20 protein-coding genes and 5 pseudogenes are annotated in these 25,280 nt (G+C 65.8%); 18 read left to right on the top strand and 7 right to left on the bottom strand.

Going from position 1 to position 25,280, the window contains the following annotated elements:
• Nucleotides 1-151: 151 nt before the first annotated feature.
• From RHA1_RS02375 to RHA1_RS02365, 3 genes are read right to left on the bottom strand one after another with little or no spacing between them, the layout of a single operon-like run.
• Nucleotides 152-1,867 carry a (2,3-dihydroxybenzoyl)adenylate synthase gene (locus tag RHA1_RS02375; RefSeq protein WP_011593746.1) on the bottom strand — a complete coding sequence of 572 codons (1,716 nt, stop codon included), beginning with the start codon at nucleotides 1,865-1,867 and terminating at the stop codon, nucleotides 152-154.
• Nucleotides 1,868-1,910: 43 nt separating this feature from the next.
• Nucleotides 1,911-4,235, bottom strand: coding sequence for a hydantoinase B/oxoprolinase family protein (locus tag RHA1_RS02370; protein ID WP_011593745.1), 2,325 nt, complete (start codon nucleotides 4,233-4,235; stop codon nucleotides 1,911-1,913).
• Between the two features lie 11 nt (nucleotides 4,236-4,246).
• On the bottom strand, nucleotides 4,247-6,349 hold the full coding sequence (locus RHA1_RS02365) for a hydantoinase/oxoprolinase family protein (protein WP_011593744.1): 2,103 nt from the start codon (nucleotides 6,347-6,349) through the stop codon (nucleotides 4,247-4,249).
• Between the two features lie 258 nt (nucleotides 6,350-6,607).
• On the opposite strand from RHA1_RS02365, the gene RHA1_RS02360 reads away from it, so the two are divergent.
• From RHA1_RS02360 to RHA1_RS02340, 5 genes are all read left to right on the top strand, one after another.
• Nucleotides 6,608-7,366 (top strand): maleate cis-trans isomerase family protein, encoded by a 759-nt coding sequence (locus RHA1_RS02360; RefSeq protein WP_041810960.1) that lies wholly within the window; start codon nucleotides 6,608-6,610, stop codon nucleotides 7,364-7,366.
• 23 nt (nucleotides 7,367-7,389) lie between these two features.
• Nucleotides 7,390-8,034 (top strand): VOC family protein, encoded by a 645-nt coding sequence (locus RHA1_RS02355; protein WP_029538308.1) that lies wholly within the window; start codon nucleotides 7,390-7,392, stop codon nucleotides 8,032-8,034.
• Nucleotides 8,031-8,276, top strand: coding sequence for a hypothetical protein (locus RHA1_RS02350; RefSeq protein WP_009473087.1), 246 nt, complete (start codon nucleotides 8,031-8,033; stop codon nucleotides 8,274-8,276). Before RHA1_RS02355 ends, RHA1_RS02350 begins: the two co-directional genes overlap by 4 nt.
• Nucleotides 8,273-9,508 carry an alpha/beta fold hydrolase gene (locus RHA1_RS02345; protein WP_011593741.1) on the top strand — a complete coding sequence of 412 codons (1,236 nt, stop codon included), beginning with the start codon at nucleotides 8,273-8,275 and terminating at the stop codon, nucleotides 9,506-9,508. Before RHA1_RS02350 ends, RHA1_RS02345 begins: the two co-directional genes overlap by 4 nt.
• A 215-nt stretch (nucleotides 9,509-9,723) precedes the next feature.
• Complete coding sequence (locus RHA1_RS02340; protein WP_011593740.1) at nucleotides 9,724-11,478, top strand: MOSC and FAD-binding oxidoreductase domain-containing protein; 1,755 nt, start codon at nucleotides 9,724-9,726, stop codon at nucleotides 11,476-11,478.
• A gap of 86 nt (nucleotides 11,479-11,564) precedes the next feature.
• Here the strand turns inward: RHA1_RS02340 and RHA1_RS02335 are convergent, their stop codons facing one another.
• Nucleotides 11,565-12,014, bottom strand: a complete 450-nt coding sequence (locus tag RHA1_RS02335) for a hypothetical protein (protein ID WP_237726833.1) — start codon at nucleotides 12,012-12,014, stop codon at nucleotides 11,565-11,567.
• 387 nt (nucleotides 12,015-12,401) lie between these two features.
• Between RHA1_RS02335 and RHA1_RS02330 the strand changes: the two genes are divergently transcribed.
• The 12 genes and pseudogenes from RHA1_RS02330 to RHA1_RS45555 all read left to right on the top strand — a co-directional run.
• Nucleotides 12,402-12,797, top strand: coding sequence for a cupin domain-containing protein (locus tag RHA1_RS02330; protein ID WP_011593738.1), 396 nt, complete (start codon nucleotides 12,402-12,404; stop codon nucleotides 12,795-12,797).
• 18 nt (nucleotides 12,798-12,815) lie between these two features.
• Nucleotides 12,816-13,208 (top strand): hypothetical protein, encoded by a 393-nt coding sequence (locus tag RHA1_RS51510; RefSeq protein ID WP_237726832.1) that lies wholly within the window; start codon nucleotides 12,816-12,818, stop codon nucleotides 13,206-13,208.
• Nucleotides 13,205-14,185, top strand: a complete 981-nt coding sequence (locus RHA1_RS02320) for a PDR/VanB family oxidoreductase (protein ID WP_011593736.1) — start codon at nucleotides 13,205-13,207, stop codon at nucleotides 14,183-14,185. The genes RHA1_RS51510 and RHA1_RS02320 overlap by 4 nt, the downstream gene beginning before the upstream one ends.
• A gap of 259 nt (nucleotides 14,186-14,444) precedes the next feature.
• Entirely contained in the window at nucleotides 14,445-14,942 is a 498-nt protein-coding gene (locus RHA1_RS02310) for a dimethylamine monooxygenase subunit DmmA family protein (RefSeq protein ID WP_009473078.1), read from the top strand.
• A 60-nt stretch (nucleotides 14,943-15,002) separates the two neighbouring features.
• A complete protein-coding gene (locus RHA1_RS02305; protein ID WP_011593734.1) occupies nucleotides 15,003-16,028 on the top strand; it encodes a heme-dependent oxidative N-demethylase family protein in 1,026 nt (341 codons plus the stop codon).
• A gap of 181 nt (nucleotides 16,029-16,209) precedes the next feature.
• Nucleotides 16,210-16,868: pseudogene (locus RHA1_RS44405) on the top strand (IS256 family transposase); the annotation flags it as partial.
• A 143-nt stretch (nucleotides 16,869-17,011) separates the two neighbouring features.
• Entirely contained in the window at nucleotides 17,012-18,064 is a 1,053-nt protein-coding gene (locus RHA1_RS02295) for a tyrosine-type recombinase/integrase (protein WP_011593731.1), read from the top strand.
• Nucleotides 18,065-18,066: 2 nt separating this feature from the next.
• Nucleotides 18,067-18,384: a helix-turn-helix domain-containing protein gene (locus RHA1_RS02290; RefSeq protein WP_041810958.1), complete on the top strand. Its 318-nt coding sequence runs from the start codon at nucleotides 18,067-18,069 to the stop codon at nucleotides 18,382-18,384.
• Nucleotides 18,385-18,386: 2 nt separating this feature from the next.
• Entirely contained in the window at nucleotides 18,387-19,997 is a 1,611-nt protein-coding gene (locus RHA1_RS02285) for a site-specific integrase (protein ID WP_041810956.1), read from the top strand.
• A gap of 48 nt (nucleotides 19,998-20,045) precedes the next feature.
• A pseudogene (locus RHA1_RS51505) lies at nucleotides 20,046-20,312 on the top strand (transposase); the annotation flags it as partial.
• Between the two features lie 24 nt (nucleotides 20,313-20,336).
• Nucleotides 20,337-21,539, top strand: a complete 1,203-nt coding sequence (locus RHA1_RS53165) for a transposase (protein ID WP_337505176.1) — start codon at nucleotides 20,337-20,339, stop codon at nucleotides 21,537-21,539.
• A gap of 104 nt (nucleotides 21,540-21,643) precedes the next feature.
• Nucleotides 21,644-21,895, top strand: a pseudogene (locus tag RHA1_RS45555) (transposase); the annotation flags it as partial.
• Nucleotides 21,896-22,068: 173 nt separating this feature from the next.
• Here RHA1_RS45555 and RHA1_RS02270 read toward each other — a convergent pair.
• Both RHA1_RS02270 and RHA1_RS02265 read right to left on the bottom strand, forming a co-directional pair.
• The gene (locus tag RHA1_RS02270; RefSeq protein WP_041810953.1) at nucleotides 22,069-22,494 is read right to left on the bottom strand and encodes a YciI family protein; all 426 of its coding nucleotides are present in this window, start codon (nucleotides 22,492-22,494) and stop codon (nucleotides 22,069-22,071) included.
• A 166-nt stretch (nucleotides 22,495-22,660) separates the two neighbouring features.
• Nucleotides 22,661-23,497, bottom strand: coding sequence for a class I SAM-dependent methyltransferase (locus RHA1_RS02265; RefSeq protein ID WP_193384917.1), 837 nt, complete (start codon nucleotides 23,495-23,497; stop codon nucleotides 22,661-22,663).
• An 829-nt stretch (nucleotides 23,498-24,326) separates the two neighbouring features.
• Here RHA1_RS02265 and RHA1_RS51495 point away from each other — a divergent pair.
• Nucleotides 24,327-24,377 (top strand): annotated as a pseudogene (locus RHA1_RS51495) (DUF6308 family protein); the annotation flags it as partial.
• A gap of 420 nt (nucleotides 24,378-24,797) precedes the next feature.
• On the opposite strand, the pseudogene RHA1_RS51490 reads toward RHA1_RS51495, so the two are convergent.
• Nucleotides 24,798-25,076: pseudogene (locus tag RHA1_RS51490) on the bottom strand (hypothetical protein); the annotation flags it as partial.
• Nucleotides 25,077-25,280 lie beyond the last annotated feature (204 nt).

The raw sequence follows: 25,280 nt of genomic DNA, 5'->3' as shown, positions 1-25,280 counted from the left end.
GTCTGTGTGACGGTAAAGTCGAGTATTCTACGTTTGTGTCGAACAGTCAATGTGATGCGTGCGGTCGATGTCGTGCGGAGAGTGATCGTCTTCGGGGCATGCCCGTGTGGACATGCCCCGAAGACGTTGATCCAGAACGGAACAGGTGGTCCTAGACGGCCGCGCCGCGCGCATCGGCTTCGGCTTCGGCTTCGGCTTCGGCGAGCACCTTCGCGGCTATCGCGGCACGCAACCGCTTCTTGTCGATCTTGTTCACATTGGTGTGCGGCAAGGACGGCACCCATTCGAGCCGTTCGGGCCACTTGAACTTGGCGACGCCGAGCCGGGCCAGATGCTCTTGAATGGCCTTCATCGACAACGGCTCTTCATCGGTCGCCACCAGATATGCGCAGGTTTTCTCCCCGAGGCGGGGATCGGGCATGGCGACTACCGCCGCGTTGGCGATGCGAGGGTGCTCGAGCAGGAGTAATTCGAGTTCCTCCGCGTTGATCTTCTCCCCGCCCCTGTTGATGAGGTCCTTGATTCGGCCCTCGATCGACAGATACCGCTCGCCGTCGATGACGGTGATCGCGGCGAGGTCACCGGTGCGGTAGAAGCCGTCGGAGGTGAAGGCATCTCGGTTGTGCTCCGGGGCGTCGAAGTAGCCGGGGATCGTGTACGGGCCGCGGCAGCACAGTTCTCCGACGTCGCCGTCGGGCAGATCTATCTCGGTACCCGGCTCGAGGATGCGAATTTCGTCGTCGGACGCGATCGGGGTCCCCACGGTCGTCAGGCGAGCGTGGGTGGGGGAGTCGATCGGGGTCACCGTCAGCAGCCCTTCGGACATGCCGAACAGCTGGCCGGCCCAATGCCCCGCACCGTCGTCGACTCGTTCGAACAGTTCGGGTGGAACCTTGGCGCCCGACAGTACGACCCGTCGGAGAGATGCGCGGGCCTTGTCGAAGTCCGGGGTCAGAACTGCCTGGTAGTGGCCGTGCCCGATGAGGACTTCGGTCGCCTCCGTCCGTGCCATCAATTCGAACGCCGCGGGAGCGTCAGCGGTGGCCAGTACCAGGCAGGCGCCGACGGAGTGCGCCGCGTGCAGCCCACACGAGATTCCGGCGTTGTGAATGATCGGTATCAGGTGTGCCACGCGACTGTGTTCGTCCCAGCCGAGTCGTTGTGCGTAGAGCAGGGCGTTGTTCCAGTATTCGGCATGGATGCGCGGAATCACCTTGGGCACACCGGTGGTACCGCCGGACAGCTGGAACGCGACGACGTCGAGTGGGTCGATCCGCGCTTCTATCTGTTCGACCACGGCACGGGCTGCGGCGGGATCGGTCTCGCGACCGATGTCTTCCAGTCGGGTCACACCCGGCTGATCCTTACCCGCCTCGTCGCCGACGCTGATGATGTGCCGGATGCTGGGATGCCCGGCAGCGTGTTCGCGTGCGAACTCGACGAGATCGAATCCCGCGGTGCGGGCCTCGACGATGTGCCCCACGGCGCCGACCTTCCGGCTGACGTGCCCGATCTCGTGCATGCGGTGCGCGGCCAACGTCGCGACGGGAACCAGGCCTGCCTTGAGGCAGCCATACCAGGCAAGGACGGTCTCCAGGCGATTGGTCAGCTGGAAGATGACCGGATCGAGTCGGTCGAGCCCGAGCCGCACCAGTCCGGCCGCGATCCGGTCGGTCCGACGGTCCAGTTCGGCGAAGCTCATCGAACCCTCCGCACTGATCACCGCCGTTCGATCCGGGAACCGGGTGGCGATACGGTGCAGTCGCCGCCCGGTGGGATCGGCGCTCCACATCCCGCTTTCGCGGTAGTGTCCGGCCCGGTCCGCGGGGAAGGTGACGAGGCGTCCGCCCCAATCCGAGAAGGTCACCGCAATCCTCCTGCTTCCAGTGTCATCACGGGGTTCGCCGACATTATCGCTCCGCTACCGCGGGGAGGAGGCGGGCGATGTCCAGGGCGTGATCAGGGTGATCGGCGGGGACGATGCCGGAGTAGATAGCGGTCCAGCAACCGGGGCAGCACAGCTGCCGGAAGACGACGGGGGCGTCGACGTACTCGCGCGGATCGGAGGTCACCTGTGGTCCGGCGGTCGAGGAGGGGCCTTCGAACCGGGCGAGGTCCAGCGCAGCATTGGTCTTGTCGTCTCCGAGAAGGCGTCCGCACTGGGCGCAGGCGATCGCGCGGGTGTCCCCGATCGTGACCTCCGCCAGGTTGTCGTCGAGTCTGCGAGCCCCGGCCAGATCGAGCGCGGGGGCGTCGGACCGAGTAGTCCCCGAGCGGTCTCGACGCTCCGTGCGCATCTCGTCCCGCCGATCCGAGGTCCGGATCTCATCGACGTCTCCGCCGGAGAGGATGACTCCATAGACGGTTTCGGCACCGTTTTCGGTGACCTTGCCTTCACGGAAGTCTGCTGCCACGGCGGCCGGGTCGCGCAGCAACGGATCACCGTAGCCGCCGCCACCCTGCCAGTGCATGTACAGCACCTCACCGGGTGCCACGTAGCTCTCGGCGTAGCAGGCTCCGAGTTCACGGCCGCCACCGAGATCGTCCAGGGCGCCGGGGATGCGGCCGGCCGCGAACTGTTCGACGATGTCGGTGCCGCGGGCGAGGACCTCGACGCCGGTATTGCCGGGGTATCCGCCTGCGAGACCGTTGTTCTGAGCGACGGCCTTGCCCGCCGACGCCAGTACCAGGCCCATCGGCAGGCTGGTGCCGTAGGGGGTGATGGCGATGGAGGCACTGACACCGCCGCGCTGCCGTCCGGGTCCGCCGGAGTCGGGTTCCTCGCGGCGCCACAGGGTGAGCAGCGGGTAGAGGAATTCGGTCATTTCGGTGTCCGGGATGCGGCCCATCGGGATGCAGAAGAGACCACCGGTGTCCATGCCGTCGGCGGTGGGGCGGGCCCCGTAGCCGCCGGCCATCGGCTCCATCATGATGTTGAGGAAGGGCACCGACTGTTCGGGGCGTTCGTCGAGACCGGCGATCACGGCGGTGTCCCAGGTGCCGCAGCACGCGGCCTGCACGCTTGTGCCGAGATCGACCGACCGGTCGAGCATCTGCGACAGGCATTCGGCGATCAGGGTGCCGGTGAGCCAGGCGGGGCCGATCGGTCCGCGGCTGACCGCGGCGGGGAAGGTGGCGTTGTTGATCGTGCCCTCTTCGGAGACCAGGTCGAAGCAGCGCATCAGTCCGCCCGCGGACCAGGGGATGTCCCCGGCGAGGATCGGAAGCAGGGCGAGCATGACTCCGCCGCGCATGCCCGCGTACGTGCAGTTGATGACGCCGGTCTGCGGGTCGGTGCCGGTGAAATCGAAGGTGAGGTGGTCGGCGGTCTTGGTCATGGCCACGGTGATCTTGTGGATCCCGCGGTCGCCGGTGTGTGACTGATCCTGGTAGCCGGTGGCCTTCCAGGTTCCGTCGGGCAGCGAGGTGAGCTTGCCGCGCAGACGCCCCTCGGCGTCGGCCATCATCCGCTTCATCACGGCCTTGACGGTGTCGGCGCCATACTGCTCGATCACCGCGAGCAGTCGGTTGCGCCCTACGGTGTTGGCGCCGATCTTCGCGCGGAGATCGAGTCCGACGAGCATCGGCACCCGCGAGCGCCGCACCCAGGCGTCGGAGACGTCGCGTTGCAGTTCGTAGTCGCGGACCACCTTGATCGGGGGTGTCGGCAGCGACTCGGAGAACACGTCCTGGGCAGAGGGGTCGAACGAGCCGAGCCCGGATCCGCCGAGATCGGGTTCGTGACAGATGGCGCTGGTCCAGGCGAAGAGCTTGCCCTCGTGGAAGATTGGTTGGTAGACGATCACATCGCTCTGGTGCAGTCCGCCGCCGACCCAGGGGTCGTTGCACAGGAACATGTCGCCCTCGGTGATGCCAGGGTTGGTCGCGCGGTGCTGGAGGGTCCAGTAGATGGCGAGGTCGACGGCGCCGACGAGCATGGTGTTGTACAGGCCTACCTGCACTTCCTGCCCGATCTCGTCGCTGATCGCGAAGTCGAAGTCGTTCGCGTCGGTGACGATGGGGGAGCCGGACATGCGTTTGAGTGCTTCGCCCATTTCGTCGGTGACCGACCACAGCCGGTGCCGGATGACTTCGTAGGTCAGCGGGTCGAGGTTGTCGATGTGCTCCTGGCTGACGGTGTGGACTGCCAGCGTCGGGGGCAGCGATCGCGCGAGTGCGTCGGGGTCGATCGGTCGGCTCGAGAAGATTTCGGAGCCGGGGATTTGCATGGTCATCTTCGGTGCTCCTACTGGGCGACGATGGTGAGGTTGCCGAGGCGGTCGACGGTGCCGGTGGTGTCGTGGGGAACGACGACGGTGGTCGTGGGGACTTCGATGATGGCCGGCCCGTGCAGGACGTGTCCGGCGAGCAGCTTGCTGTAGTCGTAGACGTCGGTGTCGACGTACCCGATCCGGCCGTCCAGGCACACTTTTCGGGTTCCGATGTGTGCTGGTGTGGGATCGGCGGAGTCCGCGGACTTGACCTCCGGCAGGGTAGGGGAGAACGGCAGGAGGCCGGTGGCCCGGACACGGTAGGTGATGGCCTGGATTCCGGCCTCACGGAAACCGCTGTCTTTTCCGTACAGTTCGGCGTACCGCTGCTCGAAGAGGTCCGACGCGGCGTGGATACCGGCGGCGTCGAGGCTGCCGGCAGGTACCGCCGTCGCTACCTCCGCGAGTTGCATGGTGTAGCGCATGTCGATTTCGCGTTCGATCTCCACCCCGGTGAACGTCAACCCCTGCCGGTTGAGTTGCTCGAGGACCTGGGACTCGAGTTGGGCGAAGTTGCGCTCGGCACGGACAGGATCGAGCGGCATGGCGGCAGGGTCGGACAGTTCGGCGGCGAGGACGATGTTGGACGAGGCCAATCCGTAGGCGGAGAACGCCGAGGCCACCTGGCCGAGTGGGACGATGACTTCCCTGACGCCGACCTCGCGAGCGTAGGCGGCGCAGTGGGCTGGGCCGGCTCCGCCGAAGGCGTAGAGCACGAAGTCGCGGGGGTCGTGTCCCGCCTCGACCACCGTTTTGCGCAGCAGGTCACCGGTCTGGGCGTTCTGTACGGCGTAGATGGCCGCGGCCGCGTCTTCGATCGACAGCCCGAGGGGTTCGGCGATCTTGGTGCGGATCGCGTCCCGCGCGAGGTCCTTGTCCAGCGGCTTACGGCCGCCGAGGAGCCCGTGTTCGGGCAGGATCCCGAGAACCAGATTCGCGTCGGCGTTGGTCGGTTCGATGCCGCCCTGGCCGTAGCACGCCGGGCCGGGGACGGCCTGGGCGCTGTGCGGGCCGATCTGGAGATTGCCGCCGGGGTCGACCCAGGCGATGGCGCCGCCGCCGGATCCGATGGCGTGTACCTCGAGGGTGGGAACGTTGATCGGGTGGTGGTTGATGATCGTGCTGGACGCCCGGACGGGCTCGCCGTCGACGACGAGGCCGACAAGGAAGGTGGTGCCGCCCACATCGGTGGCGATGATGTTGCGGTGGCCGAGTTGTTTGCCGAGGGACACCGCACCGACCACGCCACCGGTCAGCACCGATCCGACGGTGCTGATCGCGTTCTTCGGTGCCTCGGCGGCTGCGACGGCGCCGCCGTTGCTCTGCATCACCAGCAGGGGTCCGGCGAGTTTGCGGTCCCGCAGCTCGGACTCCAGTGAACCGAGGTAGTCACGCAGCCCCGGTCCGATCTGGGTGCTCATGATGGTCGTCGCGTTGCGGGCGAATTCGCGGATGCGTGGGCTCACCTCACTCGACAGGGACACGAACACCGTCGGGTCGATCTCGTGGACGAGCTCGCGGATGCGCTGCTCGTGCGTCGGGTTGCGGAACGACCACAGCAGGGAGACTGCGATCGCGGTGATGCCGTCGGCGAGGAGCGCGCGGATGGATCGACGGGCGGATTCTTCGTCGAGTGCGACGACGACGTTGCCGTCGCGGTCGAGTCGTTCGGTGACTTCCAGGGCATGCTTCTTCGGTATCAGTCCATGAGATTTGCTCTGTCCCATGACATTTTGTAACTGTTCCGGTGAGCCGCCCAGGTATCGGCCCTCGACGTTCATGATGTAGATGGAGTCGCGATGGCCTTTGGTGGTGAGGAAGCCGACCGGGGGCACGTTGCCCATGACGAGCGCGTTGAGTGACGACGTGGTGCCGTGTGCGATGTGGTGGGTGTTTGCCAGCATTTCCTCGATCGGGCAGCCCAATTGCCCGGCGAGTACCTCGAGGACATCGATCACGCCGCGGGAGTAGTCCGGCGGTGTCGAGGGGGCCTTCGCGGCGAGAACAGTGCCGGCATCGTCGTCCAATACCGCGTCGGTGAACGTGCCACCGACGTCCACTCCGATCACATATGCCATTGCAGCTGCGCTCCTTCGTGCTGGGGGAAATTCAGGGGGCGGTGTGAGGTCATCCTCGAACACTCCTTACGTCTGTGTCGAGTATTCGACGTGACTGATGACATGTCAAGAGGCAACTGTGAGTGCCGTCACGGATGCGAGGAAAGCCGCGGCGAACCCACGCTCGCGCCACTCGGGGTCTTGACGAATCATCATCGGCGTCGAATACTCGTCATAGGCGTAAATCTACGTCCGACTCCCCCTCAGAAGGGCCACAACATGGGCATTCATCGCATCGGGCTCGTCGTACCGAGTTCAAATGTGACCGTCGAGACGGAAATGCCGGCACTGCTCAACCGGCATGCGGACGCGCGGTTCTCGTTTCACTCGAGCCGGATGCGGATGCAGTCCGTGTCCCCTGAGCAGCTACGGGCGATGAACGCCCAACGCGAGCGATGCATCCTCGAGCTCGGTGATGCCGGGGTCGACGCTATCCTCTACGCGTGCCTGGTCGCCCTGATGTCGGTGGGGCCCGGAGAGCATCAGCGAGTGGAGGGGCTGATTGCCGAGCAACTGGCCACCGGCGGTTCGGAAGCGGCGATCCGCTCGAGCGCGGGCGCACTCGTCGAAGCACTCCACGCGATCCACGCCGAACGGATCGTCCTGGTCACCCCCTACATGCGTCCCCTCGCCGAGCAGGTCGTCGCGTACATCGAGGCCGAAGGAATCCGGGTAACGGACTGGCGAGCCCTCGAAGTCGCCGACAACGCGGAGGTCGGCTGCATCCCCGGCCACCGGGTGATGGACGCCGCCCGATCGCTCGACCGCGCCGGAGCCGACGCGCTGGTGCTCTCCGCGTGCGTGCAGATGCCCTCACTCGACCTCGTCCAATCGGCCGAAGACGAGTTCGGGCTGCCCGTCCTCTCGGCCGCCACCGCCGGCGCCTACAGCCTGCTGCGGGCGCTCGACCTTGCGGTCGACATTCCCGGAGCCGGCGGTCTGCTGCGTGCCGATGCTCCGGCCACCACTGTTCAGTAGCCTCGAATCCATTGGAGTTCACCATGTCCGACCTGCAACACACAGTCAAAGGCGTCGACCACGTCGCCTACCCGACATTCGACCCCGCCGCGACCGTCACGTTCTACCGCGACGTTCTCGGGTTCCCGGTGGTGCACTCGATCTGCGCGGCCGGTTGGGGCCCGGAGAAACACCCCGACTTCATCCATTTCTTCTTCGATATCGGCAACGACGACCGATTGGCCTTCTTCTACTACTTCGGCCTCGAACCGTTCGACGGCGGCCCGCAGGGCGACTCCTACTCGCGCTTTGCCGAGGACGTCCCGATCTTCTTCATCCGCTCCCGTCACCTGGCAATCCACGTGGACAGCGAAGACGACCTGATGGAATACCGGCGGCGCTTGGACCACAGCGCGTGGCCGGTGGAGATGCAGATCCAGCACGAGACGATCGAGTCGATCTACACCCACGACCCCAACGGCTACATGATCGAAATTACCCGGGCGCTGCGCCCGGTCACCCCGCAGGAAGACCTCGACGCCAACCTGACCATCGACGCCCTCGTCGACGTCGTGACCGGCCCGGACCCCAGCATGGCCGCGCTGCTCACCCGCAAAGCCGAACTGATCACCGAACGGGCAGCGGCCTGGCATCAGGAGCAGGAATCGAAGGAGATGGTGACACGATGACGACCCTGTTCATCCTCGACGTCCCGGAGAACACAGCTGTCGCCGAGGTGGCCGGTCGCAACCCGGCGGTCACCGTCGACCACGTCGGACCCTACTTCCGAATCGTCTCCGACTCGGCCATCGTCATCGACCGCCGTGCCACCGGCTGCCGCCACGCCGTCTGGTACAGCAGCGTCGCCGGATTGGCGCAGTCCCGAATCACACAGTGGGACAAGGACGCCATGCGAGTCGAGCCGCAATGAACGACAGCACCCAGCGGCTCGGCGCCGGCCGGTACATCGACGCCGCCCAGGCCCCCGACACCACCGTCACGTCGGTACACGAACTCACCACCGCGGACGGAGCGAAGGTCTCCGGCGTCCTGCGGATGGTGCCCGGCGCGCACACCGTCGTCGCGCTGATGCACCCGCGCCAGGATCTGACTCACCACGTGCTGGTGCCCGAGCTGCTCGCCCGCGGATACGCGGTGTGGACGCAGGGCACTCGATCGGTCAACAACGACGTCGCTCTCGTGCACGAGCAGGCTTTGCTGGATGTCGCGGCCGGGCAAATATTCCTGCGGGAGAGGGGCTTCGACCACATCGTCACCCTCGGCCATTCCGGCGGCGGGACCCTCTTTGCGTTCTACCACCAGCAAGCTGGGTTGCCGTCGGGGGAGCGGTTGACGCATACCCCCGCGGACAGACCCATCGATCTGGCTGGCGCCGACATGCCCCGGCCCGACGCGGCGATATTCATGGCACCGCACCCCGGTCAGGGTGCACTGCTGCTGCGGCTGATCGACCCGTCGGTCGTCGACGAGTCCGACCCGCTCTCGACAGATCCGGACCTGAACCCGTTCGATCCAGCGAATGGATTCGCCGATCCACCCCACAGTTCGTCCTACTCAACGGAATTCATCACCCGCTACCGCCGAGCGCAGCACGACCGCATTACCCGCCTCGACACCATCGCCCGGCAACGCATCGACGAAGCGGCCGACGCGCGCCGACGGTACAAGAGCACGTCGGATCCGGGAGATCGCCGCGCCGCCCTCGCGCCCCGCGTCCTGACCGTCTATCGCACCGATGCGGACCTACGGTTCGTCGATCTATCGCTGAACCCGAACGAACGCCCTTACGGGTCGCTGTTCGGCCGGCGACCCGACCTGACCAACTACGGACTCGTCGGCTTCGGCCGCTTTTCCACGCCGGACGCCTGGTTGTCGACCTGGTCCGGGCTCAGCAGCAACGCCGACTTCCTGCGCTGCGCCCCGACGGTGACCGCACCGACACTGTTCGTCGAACTCACCGGAGACCAGGCCTGCTTCCCCGACGATGCCAAGACGATGTGCGATGCACTCGGATCGACGGACAAAACCCACGTCCGCGTTGCCGGCACCCACTTCGGCGGACCGATCCACGACGGCGCACCCACCGGTGCCAGCCTCGCCGCCGCCGACATCGGCGCGTGGCTGGCAACCAGATTCCCGTAGACAGGCGACCACAACGGGCCAGCCCAGGCCGAGTGGCGCAGATCACAGTTGGATATAGGATGTTCTGCGACGGGACGCCTTTGTGCCAACCGTAGGAGAGATGCAGACGAGGTGGTCGCTGTTGGTTGACGACGCTGCTCATTGCGATGACCGGGGCGCGAACGACGGACACCTCCGGCAACCCGTTCCGCGCGAAACAGTGAGGGGCAACCACAGTGGCACGCCTGCAGTCACTCAACGTCGGTATGCCCAAGGACGTGCCGTGGCAAGGCCGGACCGTCCACACGGGCATCTTCAAGTACCCCGTCGACGGTCCACGCATGGTCCGCACGCTCGACATCGACGGCGACGGTCAAGGAGACCTCGACGGTCACGGCGGAGAAATACGTGCCGTGCTCGTCTATCAATGTCAGTCCTACGACTTCTGGCGGCGTCATCTCGGTCGCGACGATCTCGAATACGGTCAGTTCGGTGAGAACTTCACCGTTGACGGCCTACCCGACGACGAGGTGCACATCGGTGACCGCTATCGCATCGGTGATGCCGAGTTCGAGGTCACTCAGCCACGCGTCACTTGTTATCGGGTCGGAATGCGTCTGGGTGAACCCGAGATGCCGGCGCTGCTTGTTGCTCACCACCGGCCCGGGTTCTACTTCCGGGTCATCGCCGAAGGTCACGTGCAGGCAGGCGACGAGATCATCCGCACCCGGATCGGCCGGCACCGCATGAGCGTCGCCGCGATCGACGCATTGCTCTACCTGCCCGACCGGGACATCGGCCAGCTCCGGAACGCAGTCGACATCCCGGCGCTCAGCCCCGGCTGGCAGCGATCGTTTCGTGATCTGCTCGACGCCGCAGAGCGCCCGACGCGCGCCGGCGAGCCGCCCGCCGGAGCCCAACCGGACGGCTGGGCCGGCTTCCGACCGCTGCGCGTCGCACGGATCGTTTCCGAGAGCACAACGGTGGCGTCGATCCACCTGGCACCACAGGACGACGCCCCGTTGACCCGTCCGAAACCCGGCCAGTACCTCACCCTCCGCGTCGCCGGCGCCGGCGAACCACCACCGGTGCGCAACTATTCGCTGTCGGCCGCGCCGTCGGACAACGAGTACCGCATCAGCGTCAAACGTGAGACCCACGGCCTCGTCAGTACCTATCTCCACACGCAGTTACGTGTCGGCGACACCCTCGACGTCGCCTCTCCGCGTGGCGATTTCGTCCTTCCCGAAGATCACGACGGCACGACGCCCGTGCTCCTGCTCTCGGCCGGCGTCGGGGTGACCCCCGTTCTGGCGATGCTGCATGCACTCGCCGCAGCCCACAGCAAGCGCGACATCTGGTGGCTGCACACCGCCCATTCAGCCGCCGAACACGCTTTCGCGGCCGAAGCGCACCGGTTGCTGACCGGCGTCGACCGAGGTCACGAACACGTCTATTACACCGCCCAGAGTTCGACGGCGAACCTGGATCCGCCCGCCCTCCCCGGCCGCATCAACCGCGAAGCCTTGGTCGCCCTGGGCCTGCCCACCAACGTGACCACCTACCTGTGCGGTCCCACCGCGTTCATGGCCGTGCTGCGCGAGGCACTCATGCACCTCGGTGTGGAGTCCGACCGCATCCATACCGAGTTGTTCGGCGCACTCCCGGCCATCAATCCTGGACTCACCGACGCGACCCACACCCCGCCACATCTGCCCCCTGGACCCGTCGGCAGCGGGCCGCGCATCACGTTCACCCGCAGCGGACTCACCGTGCCATGGAGCGACGAGTACAGCACCGTCCTCGATCTCGCCGAAGCCTGCGACGTTCCGACCCGCTGGTCGTGTCGCACCGGCGTGTGCCACACCTGCCAGACCCCGATCCTCTCCGGAACCGTTCGATACCGACCGGACCCCCTGGAGCCCCCGATGCCAGGCACGACTCTCTTGTGCTGCTCGCAACCCGAAACCGACCTCGTACTCGATCTCTGACAAGCCACGGGGCTTCGCGGGCTACTCGTCCGCAGTCGTCAACTCGCGGATGGACACCGCTTCCGTGGATACGGATGCAGCATCGATCAGAGCCTGACCCGGTCGACGACGCGCAAGGTGGGGAAGTGCTGCACGCAAGCGTGCTGCGCATCTGTCCGGCTGTTGTCGTGCAGCAGCGACGCCACCGCATCGAGTGCCACGGGATCCCGGCTCTTGACCTTCGCGATTGCCGCCGTCTGTGCGGCGACGACCTTTCGTACCGACGGGTGGTCGACGCTGGTTCTCGCCACGTCGACGGCGACACCCGCAGTGGGGAATTTCAGGGCGACGCCGAAGAACAGCGAGTCGGTGAGCCCGAGTCGTGACAGGGCGCTGGGGGCGAACGCGGAGCCCAGAACGGCCGCGTCGGCTACTCCGGACGTCAGTGCCTCCAAACGCTGGTGATCGCCTGTGCTTCCTGCGGGGAAGTGCAGGACCGATGGGGCTTCGTCCGCGGACCAGCGGGCTCTCAGGACCTTCTGAGTGAATGCACCCACTATCGATCCCTCCGGATGGCCGGCCAGGACGGTCGGTCCGGTCGGTCGTGTCCCCGCCTTTCGTGTCCAGATCCAGAACAGCGGGTGAAGGGTGTGGACAAGCGCAACCTTCCATCGGCGTTGTCCCCGAAGTGCTTCGACCAGCGAGCCACCAAGCCCTGCAGACAGCGCTGCCTCGGGATGGTCCGAGCCGGGCACCGCCGGTGACCCCGAGCGGCGGCGCCACGTCGACTCTCTCACCTCACCCGCAGCTCCTACAGATAAAACCTCCTTGTCACGCGCGTTTACGAGCGCGTAACCCACGGCATGGTTTCCTACCATTATCTTCAGTTTCATCACATGGTGATCGAGTGTCGATCGTGCAATCCCATCCCCAGGAGGACCCCAATGACCGTTGCCGATTCCAGTGCGATCGGACAGACCGTCGCACCGTTCCGCGTCACTGCAGATTTCTGGAAGTCTCTGCCGCAGATGCCGGTTGCGGAATACCCGGGCACCGAAGGCTTCATCGACGACGTGTACGCAAACCCAGACGGGTCCGAGATGTCGGCCGGTTACTTCGAACTCCGGCACACGGACGATCCCCTCGACTACCTCTACGAGTACGACGAAATGAAGGTTGTGCTCGAGGGCGAGTTCGTTCTCGAGAATCTCGACACCGGACAGAAGGAGGTCGCCAAGGCGAAGGACGCGATTTTCTTCCCGAAGGGATCGCGGATCCGATTCAGTACCCCTGAGGGTGCGTTGGCGTTCTATGTCGGTCAGCGCTCCTTCGCACCGTAACCAGCGATGGCAGTGAGCATGACCACCACCAGCGTGCCTCGCTGGGCGACCGCGTGGCCACAACGCGATGGTGACGTCGAGAGCTCGGCCTCCTGTTACCTGGTGGTGGCCGTGGGTGCTGCCGCGCGAATTCCCGCGCACGCGCTCGTGCGCCGGCCGCGACCGCTATGCGTAATGAGCATCGCACTCACCGACCCCGACGACGTCGCGTGTGTGGGGCTCGCTCAGGTGTGGGCACGGATCGAGACCGGCGTGATCGAAATCCTCGATGGCAACAGTGGATGCACTCAGCGGACACGTCAGGTGTTCTGCGCGCACTGCCACACCGTCACGCTGACCGTCTACCACCACTTCTCCCGCCGTCACCATGCCTATCTTGGCTATCAAGCAGATTCGGAGGACCTGACGTGACCGAAGTAGTCGAGGCCGCGACAACCAACGCCGCGGTAGGAAGCGACCTTTCCGTCGTCGTTGCCGACACCACGATGCTGTGCGAGGACATCCGTCAGGTTGTCCTGGCACCAGTCGGTGGCGGAACGTTGCCGTCCTTCACCCCGGGCAGTCACATCGCGGTCACCTGGAAGCCGGGGACACGCAATTCCTACTCCCTGACCGGCCCGGCGATCGAACCGGACCACTACTCGATCTCTGCTCGACTGGACCGGGCCGGCGCCGGCGGGTCGCGGTGGGTGCACAACCTCGCAGTCGGCGACCAGGTGAACGCGTCCCGCCCGCGCAGTGCGTTCGCTCCGATTCCGAACGCACGCCACCACGTCCTCGTCGCCGGCGGCATCGGGGTCACCCCGATCCTGTCGCACGTGCGTGCGGCAGTGCAGTGGCGTCGCTCGTTCGAGGTGATCTATTCCTTCCGCTCCGGCTTCGGTGCACACGTCGACGACCTGATGGAACTGTGCGGGGACCGGTTGACGATTGTGAACACCCCGCAACAGTTCTGGGACCACGTGACACCAACTTTGACCCGCCAGCCGATCGGCACACACCTCTACACCTGCGGACCGACGCCAATGATCGACGCCGTCACCGAAGCCGCGCTCGCCCGGGGCTGGCCATTGCAGCGTGTGCACTCGGAGCCGTTCTCCTCCGGCATCTCCGCCGGGGGTGAACCCTTCACTGCGACCCTGGGCCGAACCGGTACCACTGTGACGGTCGGACCCGACACCAGCCTGCTCGACGCGCTGCTGGACAACGGCTTCGATGTGCCGAACCTGTGCCGGCAGGGCGTATGCGGGGAATGCAAGCTCGCGGTGCGCGGCGGACAGATCGAGCACCGCGACCTCTATCTCACCGATCAGGAGAAGTCCACCGGTGACGTGATGATGCCGTGTGTGTCCCGGGCCGCCGGCGCGGATCTGGAGCTGGAGCTATGACGTCCGCCGCATCAGGCACCGCCACGGAAGGCCTCATACACTTCCCATTTCCGTTTCCCCGCGACCGGTACCGGTACAGCGCCGATATCGAACCCTCCGGTGCACGAGTAGCTACCGCGGCGGGTGTCGGGAGTGAGCGACGAGTCGTCATCGACGATCACCACCGCGCCGAACTTGCCGAGCGCGCCCGGATCCTCTCCTCCGATCCTCGAACACCAAACCACAGAGCCTGCTCCTCAACGACTCTCAGAGGAATGTCATGACAAGCATCGACGAGTCCGACATCGCCACCGCGCAGGTCGGCATCACCGCGGCCAGCATGGACCTATCCGGCCGCCAGTACCTCCTGATCGCGATCGGTGATGCCCCCAGCACCACCGCCAAGGTCGCAAAGTGGGGGCGGGATCTCGCCTCCGCGGACCGCGCAGTGACGCTGTACAGCCTCCCCGACGGTGCGGGTATCGCTGACCTGATCGACACCAGCACCGTCGGGGTCCGCATCATGATTGCCGGGGCGGAGTACGGGGTGATGCAGGCCGTTGCGGTAGCGCGCGCCGCGGGAATTCTGCCGTGCGAGTTGTTCATCCACATCTCGCACGTGGACGTGATCAGCGTGTTCTGCCCGCACTGCGACACCGCCACCCGGGCCCTCGCGGGCCCCGACCACACCATCGAGTGCTCGGGCTGCGCCCGCGACCTCGTCGTGCGACCGCACACTTCCTCGCATCGTGCGATGTATCTGGCATCGGTTGCCTGACGACCGACCAGAGATCACCCTTGCACCGCCATTTCCGTCCCGACTCTGGAGCGAAGTACCGTGACCGAACTGCTCACAAGCGACCTGACCTGTTTGCCCTGGCCTTTCCCGGCGGGGGACGAAACTTTCCGCTACGCGGTCAATGTCGAGCCCGCACCCCGCTATACCCCCACCCTCGCCGGGGGCTGGGGTCGGCACGTCGTCGACCTCGGCCTCGAATACGTGCCGATGATGCAGCTCAAACGGGAGATCCTGGCGAAAGACCCAGGTCGAGTGCAGATTTTGCCGCACATGATGCCCGCCTGTTGGGACGTCATGCTCTACCTCATGCGGCAGATGGCCGACTCCTACCCGGAGACCATGCAGCTGACCGGCCAGGGCATCCGGTACCACTGGCGCAACACGTTGCTCGGTATCGACCAACACTTCGAAATGGGTGATCTGGTCACGCTGCCGGAGGACCCGCTGACCTTCATCGGCTGCCAGGTGCCTGACGACATCCTCCTGCTCACCGAGCGCCACGACCAACTTTGGTTCGATGCGGCCATCGTCACCTTCGCAGCCGACTGGTCGATCAAGTTCGACGTCGGTATGAACTTCAACGAAATTCACCGCCCGGTGCCTGGGCTGACCAGCGGCGGCATCACCAGCCGTGCGCAGCAGTTCATGCGCCATCTCACCACCGACCGGATCTTCCGCCGCGCCAACTGGACCTTCTCCGCCGTCGGCTCACCGCACCGCGACACCAGCCTCGAAACCCGGCCAGAATGGGAAGACGACATTCCGAAGCTCATCGCCGACGGAGACTACGGACGCGTGCAACTGCGGATCGAACTCGAACACCTCATCCGACTGCCCCTCACCGGAGCACTCGTCTTCAACATCCACACCTACATGGCGCCACTGTCGGACATCGCCACCATTCCCGCGTGGGCCGAGCAACTCGCCGCCATCATCACCGAACTTCCCGCCGACATCGCCGCCTATAAGGGCATCGACAGTTACCGCCACGACGCCGCCCGCTGGCTGCGATCCAGATCGCGGAACGGTTCAACGACCGAGGACGCATCCTGTACTGCGCGGTGACGCTCCCGCACACGGTCCCGCAGGAACCGGTCAAGCTGTCCTCGACCCTGCAGCCGGGATCGCGCCAAGATTTCGACCGGCACACGATGGCAACCCATGCCCGGCGGGACTGTCCGGTAATCGGTTGATCTGAGTCTGGCTGGCCGACACGCCGAGCTTTGCTTGGCGGGAAGGCGGAATCATGACCGAGACACTCGATCCTATGGATCAGACGAAGATCGATCACCAGAAGTTGGCGCAGCAACTGCTGGCGCAGGGCAAGGCTGACGGCGTGGAACTGGTCGGACCGAACGGACTACTCAACCAACTCGCAGCGAACGTGCTCGAAACCGCTCTCGAAGCAGAGATGGAGGAGCACCTCGGCTACGAGAAACACCAGATCGAAGGAAGAAATGGAGGGAACACTCCCGCAACGGCAGACGAGCGAAAACGGTGCTGACGGAGATCGGACCGGTCGAAATCCAAGTACCCCGTGATACCGATGCCTCGTTCGATCCCCAGATCGTCAAGGAGCGACAGAGACGGCTCACCGGTGTCGACGAGATCATCTTGTCGCTCTCATCGAAAGGCCTCACCACAGGTGAGATCGTCGCCCATTTCGATGACGTCTTCGGCGCCTCGGTGTCGAGGGAGACGATCGGCAAGATCACCGACAAAGTCCTCGCGGAGATGGCCGAATGGTCCCTCCGGCCCCTAGACCCGGTGATCTTCATCGACGCCATCCATGTCAAGGTCCGGGACGGTCAGGTCACGAACCGGCCGATCTATGTCGCGATCGGCGTCACCGTGAACGGGGAGCGCGACATCCTGGGGCTATGGGCCGGTGACAGTGGTGAGGGATATGGAACGCGCACAGGTTCGTTTCCGGAGTTTCGTGCTGCTGCCTGAGGTTTTCCCACTGATTGGCGTGTCGTTGATCTTCGAGGTGTAAGCCCGTGAGTTAAGGTACTACCACGAAACCCTTGGTGTGAGGAAGGTGTGCAGTGGGTGACGGGCGACTGCGGGTGATCCCGGGCGAGGTCACACCGGGCGTGGCGATGCGAGATCCGCAGCGGTTCCAGGCCGAATGCGTGGAGGCGTTCGTCGCGTCGTGGACCGCGCGTGGATTCGCGGACTCGACGATCACCAACGACGTCGGTGTCCTGGAGCGGATGCTGGCGGGGCTGGGTCGGCCGGTGTGGGAGGTGACCGCCGCCGATGTCGACCGGGTGGTGGGCGAGCTGGCCAGCTCGGGTCGAGCGGTGTCGACGCGGCGGAACTACGTGCAGGTGTTCAAGGGCTTTCACCGGTTCCTCGAGGTTCGCAAAGCGGCGGAGATCGAGGCAGCGTTCGGCGTGCGGCTGGCCTGTCCGCTGGACGAGTTTAACGCCGCCCGACACGTCGGCGACGACTCGCCAACCGCGAACCCGCCGCCGGCGCCGGAGCGGGTGGCGGCATTCTTCGAGTTCCTCAAGGCGCGGATTGCAACGGCGCGCAAGTACGGCCCGGCCGCGCGGGACTACGCATTGTTCCGCACGCTGTATCACGCCGGAGTGCGCGCCGAGGAGGTGGTGATGCTCGACCGCGGCGACGTGCACTTCGGGCGTGGCACGTTCGGCAAACTGCATGTGCGCTTCGGGAAGGGCGCCAAGGGATCCGGGCCGCGGCCGCGCTGGGTACCGATGCTGGACGGGCTGGATCTGGTGTTGCGCTGGTATCTCGATGACGTGCGCGGCCGGTTCCCGGACAGCTCGGTGCTGCTGTGTGACGAGTCCGGCGGCCGGATGGCCGCGGCCACGATCCGCAACCGGTTGCGGCACTTGATGAGCGTGGAGGGTCGGCCCGAAGCGGAGTGGTTCAGCCCGCACGGGATGCGGCGCGCGTGCGCGACCCACAACTACGAGCGCGGCGTGGATCTGGTTGCTATACAACAACTTCTAGGGCACTGGACGGTGGCGTCGACCATGCGGTATGTGCGCCCGTCGGAAACGTTCATCGAAGACGCCTACCAGCGCGCGATCTCGGCGACGCTGACCGAGTTGACCGGACAGGAGTGAGCATGCAGATCAGGTGGAAACTCCGGATGGCCGCCGCCCACCGCGAGGTCTGGACCGGCACCCAGCTGCAACGGCTGCTCGCCGAGAAGGCCGGATTGGAACTGTCCTCGGCGTCGGTGTCGGCGTTGTTCACCAAACAGCCCAGCCAGATCAAGCTGACCACCCTGATCGCGCTGTGCACCGCCTTGGACTGCACACCGAACGACCTGTTCGACATCGATACCACCCCAGTCGCACAACCGATCTCGTCGAACCCGACCAAGGTCGCGGCGAACGACACACAGGCATCGCGGCGGGGCCGGTCGATGCCGCCGATCTGAGCATGACCCTCCGGATCCGGGACTGCCGTCGCTGCGGCCGCGCGGTCGGCAAACCCGACCGTGACCTGTGTGCACGCTGCCACTGGGCGGCCTCGCACGCCCCGGTCAAACACCGCTGCCCGGGCTGCGGTGCCGACCGGGTCCTGCAACCGGACACCGGCCGCTGCGAGCGCTGCTCGCGCACCTGCCGGATCTGCGACGCGCCGGTGCTGTTCGTCGCCCGAGACCTGTGCAAGGAATGTCTCCGACGGCAACGGCGAGACGCCGATCGAGCCGAATGCCCGCGCTGCAGCAAACGCAGGATCTTGCGATCCGACGCCGGCTACTGCGGCCCGTGTTCACATCCGGGCCGGCCACCGAATCCGGATGCGGCCTGCGTCGACTGCGGCCGGGTCACCCGACTGACCGGCGCCGGGCGGTGCCGACCCTGTTGGGAACGCTCGCCGCACAGGATCACCGTCCGTGCCGCCAATCTCGCTGAAGCACTGGATGATCCGCCCAGCTGGCTGGGCGGATTCGCCGCCTACCTGGTCGGCCGTCATCACCCCAGCCGCGCGTGCGCCATGCTCACCCGCCTCGGCAAACACCTGACCGACGATGCCCCGGTGCATCCGCAGGCACTACTGGACGCTGTCGCCGCCGACGTGCCGCTCGCGCGGGCCCTCGAGGACTTCCTCACCGCGAGCAAGCTGGCACTGCCGCCGGACCGGGAGGAACGCCGCGCCGCCGCCCGCCGCCAGTCCCGCATCGACGCCGTGCCCGCACCGCTACGACCTGCGGTAATCGGGTTCGCCGAGCACCTGGTCGCCGGCCGCGACCGTGCCCGCCGCACCGGCACCCACCCGCGCGGGCACGCCACGCTCGAAGCGCGCTTGACCGCCCTGCGCGACTTCACCGAGTTTCTGACCACCCGCCGCGGCAAAACCGACTGGGCCGTCGTCGATGTCGGCGACATCGAAGCGTTCCTGCACGCACATCCCCGCCGGCGCTCCTTCTATCTGACCGGTCTGCGGCAGTTCTGCCGCTACGCGCTGCGCCGACGGTTGATGCTCATCAATCCCACCGCCGGGGTGCAAGCGCCACAGACCATGGCATTCCGCGGACCGACGCTTCCCGTCGACCGCCAGCGCGAATTGTTCCGGCGATGGAGCACCGACCCCCACGTGCACCCGCACGAGGCGTTCGTCGGGCTTGCCGCCCTGCTGCACGGCGCGACCACCCAGGACCTGCAGCACCTCGCCGACGACGACATCGACCATGACCAGCACCGCATCAGGCTGGGGCGTCGACCGCATCCCACTCCGTTGGACCTGTGGACCTGGACCGCGCTGCAGCGCTGCCTGCAGCACCGTCGGAACCTGGGCAGCAGTAACTCCCATGTGCTGATCACAATGCAGACCAAGGCCACCCGCACGGCCGCCTCCGACAGCTACGTCAAGCACACCCTGCGCGCGGTCGGTATTCAACCCAGAATCTTGCGCTCCACCCGGCTGGTCGACCTCGTCGGCACCGTCGATGCGAAACTCGTCGCCGCCGCTTACGGCATGCGCAACGAGGCCGTCATCGCCTACCTCTCCGACCACGTCGACACCGCCCGCCTGCCGAACCCGTGACAGTTCAGGCGTCACCTCGCACACGTTCGCGCGAACATGTGCGCTTTCGCGAAGTTCTGGCTCGCCGTCCTCACCGAGCTCAAGCATCGAGGTGTCGCCGATGTGTGCATTGTGGTGTGTGACGGACTGAAGGCCTTGCCGGACGCGATCACCGCGGTGTGGGATCGAACGATTGTCCAGACATGCGTGATTCATCTGCTCCGCAACACGTTTCGGTACGCATCCCGCAGATACTGGGACGAGATGTCACGGGATCTGCGACCGATTTATACCGCTGCCAACGAGGCTGCCGCACGGGAGCAGTTCGACGAGTTCACCGGGTTGTTCACGCAGGTACTGATGATCGCCGGCCACGCCGGTCTAGGGCACTTCGGAACGGTCGCAATCGATGGCACCAAGATCGCCGCGAACGCATCGATCGACGCCAACCGCGGGCATGAGTGGCTGAGCGAGCAGGTCACTCGCATGGTTGCCGAAGCCGAACAGACCGACGCCACCGAGAACATCCGCGCTGCACAGCGTGCACATGATGACGATGATCGGGTTCCTGCCCGGCTGATGGACCAGAGCAGTCGTGCACGGCGAATCCGTCAAGCGGCCGACGAGGTGGCCGCACAATTGAAACGCCAGCGCAACAACGAAGATGAGCGCGATGCAGCGGCACGGGCACGGTTGGCGAAATCTCGAGCGGGTGAACCTGTGGTCGGTCGTATCCCTGACGGACCGCACCGGCTCGCGGAAGCACGCGCCCACCTGGCACGTGAAATCGCTACTCACCAGTCGAAACTCGAACGGCGTGCCGCACTGATCGCCGCGGGGAAGAAACCGATGGGCGCCCCACCTGTTCCATTGGAACAGCACTCACGAATCATCCGCGCCCGACGAGTCGTCGAAGCCGCACTGGCAGCCGAACACACAGCTTCCGCCACGAAGCCGGCCAAACGTGTATTGCCGAAGACGGTGGCCAACACCACCGATCCACAATCACGGTTAATGCCGACCAGGCGCGGATTCCTCCAGGGCTACAACGCTCAACTCGCCGGCACCAGCGATCAAATCATCGCGGCCGTACAGATTGGTCAGAGTCCCAATGACATTGCATCCCTTGTACCGATGATGGAGGCAAGTGGGCGCGCCGCCGCGATGCTGCACACCGGTACCGGCAGATCCGAACACATCATCGGTGTCGTCCTCGCTGACACCGGGTACTGCAGTGACAGCAACCTTTCTGCGCCCGGACCAGAGCGGTTAATCGCGCTGAACAAGACACGCGACCACGCGAAAGCGGTCATAGAACAGCCCGTGACAGGACCACCTCCGGAAGGCGCGAGCCCGAGACAGGCGATGTCGCACCGGCTACGCACACCAGAAGGATCCCGTCTCTACAAACGCCGCGGGGCCACCGTCGAACCCGGCATCGGCAACCTGAAGAAGGTCCTCGACCGATTCTCCGGCCGTGGTCTAAACAGCGCCCTCGGCGAGCTCAACCTCGCGGCCAGCGCATTCAACCTGATGAAGATCCACCGAGCAACAGCCAGCTGAACGCGCCAGCCGGAACGAGTCGGCCACCTCAGAATCGGCAGCAAACGAGAAAATCGACTCGACTGCTCCACCCGTTCTCTCAACGCGCATTTTGCGACGGGCTCTATGACGTCGAGATCAGGCGTGTCATCTGCTCGACGAATGCCATCGAGAGCCTCAATGCCCGGTACCGGCGGGCGATCCGGGCACGCGGGCACTTCCCAACGGACCAATCGGCTCTCGAGTGTCTGTATCTCGCGACCCGGGCGCTGGACCCGACCGGGAAGGGCAGAGCACGATGGGCAATGAGGTGGAAGCCGGCACTGAACGCATTCGCGATCACGTTCGAGGGCCGGCTCACCCCGAGTGAGAACTAAATCGATGTGCCAGAGTCAGATCCACCGAATATCTGATAGTCCCTGCCGGGCACGAACTCGAACCGGTGCATCCGCAGCGTCGCCGACTCTAACCCACTCCTGCCCACGAAGTAGACAGTCCGCCTTGTTCGAGCGGCCCCGGCACTGCGATCAGAGGATCGGGGGACATGTCATCACCCGTTGTGAAAGCCGCACTCCGTAGCGGTGGGAGAGGCGGCCAGGAATGGGCGCACTTCGAGCCATTCGTGGATCGGTTTCCCACCCGCACCCGGGGCCGCGGACAGCTCGCCGGCCAGCTCGAGTGCCCGCTCGTGGGTCTCGACGTCGATCACCATCCAGCCGGCGATCAGGTCCTTGGTCTCCGCGAACGGGCCGTCGGTGATCGGCGGTCGTCCCTCGCCGTCGTAGCGGACGAACGTGCCCTCCGGGGAGAGTGCCTGACTGTCGACGAACTCGCCGGTGCTTTCGAGCCGAGCGGCGAAGTCGTTCATGTACTGCACGTGGGCGGAGATCTCCTCCGGCGTCCACTGGTCCATGGGCACGTCGTCGACCGATGCGGGCGCACCCCGGTAGTGCTTGAGCAGCAGGTACTTGGCCATCATGTTCTCCTTGGTGCGGTACGGCCCATTCTGGCCGTATTCACTCCGGGGACGAAGCCGCGCGCGGCTTCTCGACATCCCACGGCGACATTTCCTGACCATCTTCTCTGTCGGGCCACAATCCTGCTAGGGGTGGGCGTCTCGTCCAGTCCAGTGATGATGGCCTCTAGTCTCGGGTCTGGTTGGCGTGATGCTTGACCCAACGCGCCTGTCGGTGGTCCCAGTAGCGGGCGCGATCGTGTGAGTGACGACACGGAGTTGAAGCGGGCGCTGCTGTTCCCGTCGTTGTTTTCCTGTGTGATTCTGCGTTTGCGCCGAGAGAACCATTGGCTGTCCGGTGCCCGATGGAAGGGCTTTGGTGGGGCAGCCTGTGTGCGCGCAGAACCACGTCGTGGGTGTGGTGTGCACCCGCGCCGCCGCTGATCGAACGCTCCCGCACCTCGTTGACGTCCATGTGCCAGCTGTCATCGAGTAGCGCCGCCACGTCACCGGGGGTGACCCAGTCGGCGGGATCGAAGCCGTGCTCGCGCGCCGCATCCGCGTCGGGGATGTCGTGGTGCACAACCAGCAAGGTGCCGCCCGGTGCGACGGCGGATATCAACGCACGTTCGGCGGAACGCTCAGCGGTTCTGCGCAACGCGGGGTACTGAGCTGAGACCAGGTCGAAACCACCCGCGGGCAAATCGGCATCGAGTAGTCCGCTCAATACCCATTTGATGTCCACGTCTTCCCCGTCGGCGTGGGCCCCGGCGCGGTCGAGGGCGATGCGCGAAACGTCCAGCGCGGTCACGGCCCATCCCTGGCGGGCGAGCCAGAGCGCGTCGGCGCCTTCACCGCAACCGACGTCCAGGGCGCGTCCCGGCCGTGCGCCGGTCATCTCGTCGACAAGTGCGCCGTTGGGTTCTCCGCTCCACACGCGAGCCCGCTCGCTGTAGCGCGCATCCCATTCGTCCGCCTCGCTTGATGTCGTCTTGACCTCGGTGACCTCGCCTGCTTCTTCCATACCGACACAGTGCAATAGCACCGACGGTTTCGGCGAGAGTTCTTGCCGTATCGGCAAGAATGCCGCTGCTCGGAGCAGCGCGGTGGGGTCGACCGCGACACCTCACCCGCCTGCCCTGACACCTGTCGGAAGCGGAGGCATCTCACCCCTCTGCCCTGGGTCGATGCCACTTCCCGCTAAGTCCGAAGGGCCACGGCCACAACGCGATACTGTGCACACCACGTCCAGCCAGCTCAGACAATGGGGAGAGGCCATGACCGGGAATGCAGCAACTACGCCGCCGCTCGGGGAAATCCTGACCGCCGACGAGATCGCCCAGTTCGTGTACTCCACCAGCCCGGTGGTGCTGGTGGACGTGGAACCGGCTCTGGCTGCCCGGCGCGGGCCTACGGTGATTGGCGGGGTGCGTTGGGTCTGCCGGATCTGGCGGGGAAGGTGCACACGCTTGTGCCGGAGACAGCCGGCGGCCGCGCGGCGGTCGCCCTGATTCCGGCCGGGCCGGGCGCGCAGCGACCACCTCGGTTCGGTTCCCGGCGCCTGGGGGTCGGAGAGTGCGGGGTATGACATTGCGGTTGCCGACCACTCGCGATGGACTCGGACGCCGTAGCGGTCGCGGCACTGATCCGGTACTACGGCCGCCCGTATCCGGGCGGCGATGCCTATGTCGGGGCGCATTTCGATTCGTGGTCGAGGACCGGGGACCGGGCCGGTGAGGTGGACCGGGGGCCCGCGGATGATCTGGTCGCGGTGAACCGGTCCCCGCTGGCCCGGGGGCCCGCGTGGGACCTGGAAACCGCTATCTGGGCGTTGCCGGGGATCGGCCGGGACGAAGGCGACGAAGCTGATCGCCCGTAAACGCCCCCGGCTGTACCCGATCTAGGGTGCGTCCAGCAGGTCACGAGAGGTGTGGCTATGAGCGCGTCGTCGCTTGCCGGTGTAAGTCCGGTCCGGGTAGCTGCCAGGAGGCCCGGTAGCAGGCTGGCGGCTCGGTCTGGAAACGGGTCGGGGTCGGAGCCCAGTGTCGAAAGCCCTGTAATAGGGGGGAGCGAGGATGCGGTCCGCAGCGTCAAGCGAAACCTGTGGGTGCGCAAAGTGTTGTAGATCGTGGGTGGAGGCGGTGGCATTCCGGCGCTTCGTGAGTAGCCGTACCCCGCAGTTACACCGTCCGATCACAGTCCCTCTCTCGTGCGTTCTCGATTGGGGCGGTTGGTCGCAGGTTGTCGTACAGATGTCCGCATCCGTGGATCAGGATCGGGACCAGTGCTGGGGAGAGCATGAAGGTCACCAACGGGAGGAACCAGCCCGGTGGTGTGGCGGCCGAGCACAGGTAGGTGCCGGGGATGCCGGTGCGGTAGGGGTCGAGGCTGATCCGTGGCCGCATGACGACCTGGAGGGGGTCATTGCGGCCGGTGAGGGTGTCGCCGCCGACGTAGTTGGGGTTGTAGGTGTCGATGTCGGTGGCGGAGCGGACTTCGGTGGCGAGGATCTGGTCGCGGAATCCGGGTGCGAAGCGTTCGATCTGGTCGAGGATGGCGTCGGTGGCGTTTCGTCGTAGCGTGGGGGCGTGGGCGTGGGCGTAGGCCTCACCCCCGCAGCGCGGCCCGTACCCTATTTCCGGGGTGGGGCCCGTTCCGAGCGGAGCCGCCGGTGCGCTACTCGCTCCGGCAAAACCCAACGAGACCCGGCCAACCTCCCCCCTGCCCGCAGCCAGTGCCGCCTTACGGGCGACCCCCACCGCGCCCAGCACTTCCTTCGCCTGCCCAGAAACGCCGCCCCGGCAGCT

Origin of the sequence: Rhodococcus jostii RHA1 (genome assembly GCF_000014565.1) — a bacterium.
GTDB lineage: Bacteria > Actinomycetota > Actinomycetes > Mycobacteriales > Mycobacteriaceae > Rhodococcus_F > Rhodococcus_F jostii_A.
This window is presented reverse-complemented; position numbering and strand designations above follow the sequence as displayed.

What these genes read in the sequence shown, in the direction of transcription:
- RHA1_RS02290 (WP_041810958.1), top strand. Translation starts at nt 18,067, where the DNA reads ATGCAGATCAGGTGGAAACTCCGGATGGCCGCCGCCCACCGCGAGGTC.
- RHA1_RS53165 (WP_337505176.1), top strand. Translation starts at nt 20,337, where the DNA reads ATGATCGCCGGCCACGCCGGTCTAGGGCACTTCGGAACGGTCGCAATC.
- RHA1_RS02350 (WP_009473087.1), top strand. Translation starts at nt 8,031, where the DNA reads ATGACGACCCTGTTCATCCTCGACGTCCCGGAGAACACAGCTGTCGCC.
- RHA1_RS02365 (WP_011593744.1), bottom strand. Translation starts at nt 6,349, where the DNA reads ATGGCATATGTGATCGGAGTGGACGTCGGTGGCACGTTCACCGACGCG.
- RHA1_RS02330 (WP_011593738.1), top strand. Translation starts at nt 12,402, where the DNA reads ATGACCGTTGCCGATTCCAGTGCGATCGGACAGACCGTCGCACCGTTC.
- RHA1_RS02355 (WP_029538308.1), top strand. Translation starts at nt 7,390, where the DNA reads ATGTCCGACCTGCAACACACAGTCAAAGGCGTCGACCACGTCGCCTAC.
- RHA1_RS02265 (WP_193384917.1), bottom strand. Translation starts at nt 23,497, where the DNA reads ATGGAAGAAGCAGGCGAGGTCACCGAGGTCAAGACGACATCAAGCGAG.
- RHA1_RS02370 (WP_011593745.1), bottom strand. Translation starts at nt 4,235, where the DNA reads ATGACCATGCAAATCCCCGGCTCCGAAATCTTCTCGAGCCGACCGATC.
- RHA1_RS02270 (WP_041810953.1), bottom strand. Translation starts at nt 22,494, where the DNA reads ATGGCCAAGTACCTGCTGCTCAAGCACTACCGGGGTGCGCCCGCATCG.
- RHA1_RS02360 (WP_041810960.1), top strand. Translation starts at nt 6,608, where the DNA reads ATGGGCATTCATCGCATCGGGCTCGTCGTACCGAGTTCAAATGTGACC.
- RHA1_RS02310 (WP_009473078.1), top strand. Translation starts at nt 14,445, where the DNA reads ATGACAAGCATCGACGAGTCCGACATCGCCACCGCGCAGGTCGGCATC.
- RHA1_RS02345 (WP_011593741.1), top strand. Translation starts at nt 8,273, where the DNA reads ATGAACGACAGCACCCAGCGGCTCGGCGCCGGCCGGTACATCGACGCC.
- RHA1_RS02285 (WP_041810956.1), top strand. Translation starts at nt 18,387, where the DNA reads ATGACCCTCCGGATCCGGGACTGCCGTCGCTGCGGCCGCGCGGTCGGC.
- RHA1_RS51510 (WP_237726832.1), top strand. Translation starts at nt 12,816, where the DNA reads ATGACCACCACCAGCGTGCCTCGCTGGGCGACCGCGTGGCCACAACGC.